The sequence below is a fragment of the Wolbachia endosymbiont of Cylisticus convexus genome (genome assembly GCF_003344345.1).
This window is the reverse complement of sequence record NZ_QPIP01000200.1, coordinates 1-2540: the sequence shown is the minus strand read 5'-3', so window position 1 is coordinate 2540 and position 2540 is coordinate 1. Positions and strand designations below refer to the sequence as shown.

The following is a 2540-nucleotide window of genomic DNA, read 5'->3' as shown; positions in this document are numbered from 1 at the left end:
CTTACTATTACCCATAAATCTATAAATGGAGAAAAAGCTGCTATTTTACTAATTCAACTTTCTATTATAAATAGATCTATGATCTAAAAATGGAATATATGATGAAAAGAAATATAAGCACCTCAACTGGTAAATGGGCAGAAAGTAAATTTGGAATTGTTAATTTTGGTGATATAAGATCAAGTAAGAGGCTTTTAAAAATAGTTTTGCTGAATCGCCTGAAAGTTCAATCAATCAGGCATGTGAAAGTTGGTCTGAAGCAAACGCTTTTTTCAAAATAAGAATGTAAAAGAAAGTGAGATTTTGGCTTCACATGTTGCTAAAACAGCTGAAAGAATGAAAGCTCACAAAAGAGTTCTTGTGATACAAATTACATTTCATATACTCACCATAAAAAAACAAGAGGATTGGGAGATATTTCAAGAAAAAGGGACAAACCTAAACAGCCTTTACTGTGAGTACAGAAGGCTTGGCGCTAGGAATAAAAGGTTTACTTGAGGCCTACTATTTCTGAAGAAGATAAAAGCCATGTTAAGAAAAACGATACTGTCCATATTGAAGATAAAGAGAGTATAAAGTGGATAGAAACTTTAAAAGAAACAAACATTAGTCTAGATTCATCTCAGACTGAAGCTATAACCATACGCGTCAAGTTAAGAGAATACGCCCAATATAGCAACCATTTAAGGTTTATTTGTTATATTTATTTTTTAAGAAATCTTGATCTAAAATAAGATAATTTTTTTTTAAGAGTCTATAAATTACTAATTTTATCGTTTAATGTCTAAAATAATTTTTACCGCTTCTCTTCTTTCTTATGCTACTTTTCCTTAACTTGACGCCTATGGAAGCTATAACTGTATGCGATAGGGAAGCAGATATGTATGATTTATTTGAAGTTGCACATAGTCTTAACTCAGCAGTTTTAGTAAGAGCTTGCCAAAATAGAATAGAAAATATCGATGTCCTAGAAAAAACGAACAAAAGTTGCGGGAAGTTATTAATTGTGCAGGTATAATAAAAGTTGAAATTCCTGCAAAAGATAATAAGCCAAAAAGGACGGCATATTTAGAGGTTAGGTTTGGAAGCTTCATGATGAATTTATCTAAAAATAATATTAGGCATAAAACGGAAAATTTACCTAATCTTCCACTGTATGCAGTCTATGTTGTTGAAAAAGACTCTTTGCCTGAAATAGATCCACTAGAATGGATGCTATTATTCCAGTCAACAGCTTTAACGAGGCTATTGAAAAAGTTATTGTCTTAGATGGAAAATAGAGATATTACACAAAATTTTAAAATCTGGCCTCAAAATTGAAGCTTGCAACAGCAGAAAGGCTAATGAGATATCTAACAGTGATTGCATGGAGAATTTTCTTTATTACAACAATCGCAAGAACTATTACCGTGTACTACCTTATGTACTAGACACAACTTAATCTGACAGGCAAGAATTAACTGACAGAAGGATTGAGGTAGTTAAAACTAATATCAGTCTCTTGTTTGATGCTACTAATATTTTTCTGAAAAGCAATATGTTTGCTATCAAGAAAAGTCTGCATCGGTGTTTTGCCATAGCAATATTTACCTGAATGAGGTCTTGTCTCATTGTAAGAACGCAACCAATGATCAACATCTATCTGCAAATCTTCCAAAGAACTGTAGATTTTCTTTCTAAAGATAATATTGTAACACTCATCTTGCATAGTTCTATGAAACCTCTCACATATGCCATTAGTTTGTGGGGTTAGTTCTTGAATGATCAATGTTTTCAATTCCTAAATATAGCTGATAAGCGTGATTTTCTGGTTTGCCACAGTATTCCGTACCCCTATCAGTCAAAATGCGGGATAATGGTACTTTTGTCCATCAAAGAATGGTATGACTCTATCATTAAGAAGATCTGCAGCAGTAATTGCAGTTTTGTCTGTATAAAGCTTTGCCATAGCAACCCTTGAATAGGTATCAATAAAAGTTTGCTGGTCCTATACCCTTCTACATAATAAGTGTCTTGAGAACCTAAGTAACCAGTGTTTCAATTTCACCATCTTTGTTCTTTCACTTTCTCTAAAGCTGCAAGTTGCTCTTCAGTTAAAATTATGCCATCTTGTGCAACCTTCGCTTCAAGAGCTTTAAGTCTTTTTTTGAACGTTTCAATATCGTTTCTTAGCCATACAACCACCTTCGGAAATCCCTTTTTCTCAGCTCATTTGCAGCTCTTTATTGTCCATATGCTGGAAATTCTGTTGCGATCTGCTCTTTCTATGTCTTCGGAAACTCTGTTTGCCATAAGTGATTTTTTCTTACTTATCTCATGCAGTGCTTCTTCTCCTCCATTTTCATATAATTCCTTGAATCGATAAAACGTATCTCTTGAGTAGCCCATACGCTTGAGATACATTTCCTAATTGTTTTGCTAGCTCTAATAACCCTAACTTTGGTTTTAGTATTTTTGCTTGTATTGTACTCATATCTAACACTCCTTTCTTTTATTATTTTATAACTTACTTTTCTAAAGTGTCAGATCAAGTCTTGTTT

General features: G+C 33.1%; 6 protein-coding genes and 1 pseudogene. 3 read left to right on the top strand and 4 right to left on the bottom strand.

Annotation, left to right across the window (positions count from 1 at the left end; genetic code table 11):
* Nucleotides 1-101: 101 nt before the first annotated feature.
* From Wcon_RS13185 to Wcon_RS10360, 3 genes and pseudogenes are all read left to right on the top strand, one after another.
* Nucleotides 102-281: a transposase DNA-binding-containing protein gene (locus tag Wcon_RS13185; protein WP_179947458.1), complete on the top strand. Its 180-nt coding sequence runs from the start codon at nt 102-104 to the stop codon at nt 279-281.
* A gap of 213 nt (nt 282-494) precedes the next feature.
* A complete protein-coding gene (locus Wcon_RS13180; RefSeq protein WP_114516984.1) occupies nt 495-734 on the top strand; it encodes a hypothetical protein in 240 nt (79 codons plus the stop codon).
* A gap of 110 nt (nt 735-844) precedes the next feature.
* Nucleotides 845-1422: pseudogene (locus Wcon_RS10360) on the top strand (IS4-like element ISWosp2 family transposase); the annotation flags it as partial.
* Between the two features lie 34 nt (nt 1423-1456).
* Here the strand turns inward: Wcon_RS10360 and Wcon_RS13605 are convergent.
* From Wcon_RS13605 to Wcon_RS13590, 4 genes are all read right to left on the bottom strand, one after another.
* Nucleotides 1457-1777 carry an integrase core domain-containing protein gene (locus tag Wcon_RS13605; protein ID WP_458694584.1) on the bottom strand — a complete coding sequence of 107 codons (321 nt, stop codon included), beginning with the start codon at nt 1775-1777 and terminating at the stop codon, nt 1457-1459.
* Nucleotides 1778-2043: 266 nt separating this feature from the next.
* A complete protein-coding gene (locus tag Wcon_RS13600; RefSeq protein ID WP_458694580.1) occupies nt 2044-2184 on the bottom strand; it encodes a hypothetical protein in 141 nt (46 codons plus the stop codon).
* 24 nt (nt 2185-2208) lie between these two features.
* On the bottom strand, nt 2209-2388 hold the full coding sequence (locus Wcon_RS13595) for a helix-turn-helix domain-containing protein (protein ID WP_458694579.1): 180 nt from the start codon (nt 2386-2388) through the stop codon (nt 2209-2211).
* Nucleotides 2342-2473 (bottom strand): hypothetical protein, encoded by a 132-nt coding sequence (locus Wcon_RS13590; protein ID WP_338062146.1) that lies wholly within the window; start codon nt 2471-2473, stop codon nt 2342-2344. Before Wcon_RS13590 ends, Wcon_RS13595 begins: the two co-directional genes overlap by 47 nt.
* Nucleotides 2474-2540 lie beyond the last annotated feature (67 nt).

What these genes read in the sequence shown, in the direction of transcription:
- Wcon_RS13185 (WP_179947458.1), top strand. Translation starts at nt 102, where the DNA reads ATGAAAAGAAATATAAGCACCTCAACTGGTAAATGGGCAGAAAGTAAA.
- Wcon_RS13595 (WP_458694579.1), bottom strand. Translation starts at nt 2,388, where the DNA reads ATGGGCTACTCAAGAGATACGTTTTATCGATTCAAGGAATTATATGAA.
- Wcon_RS13590 (WP_338062146.1), bottom strand. Translation starts at nt 2,473, where the DNA reads ATGAGTACAATACAAGCAAAAATACTAAAACCAAAGTTAGGGTTATTA.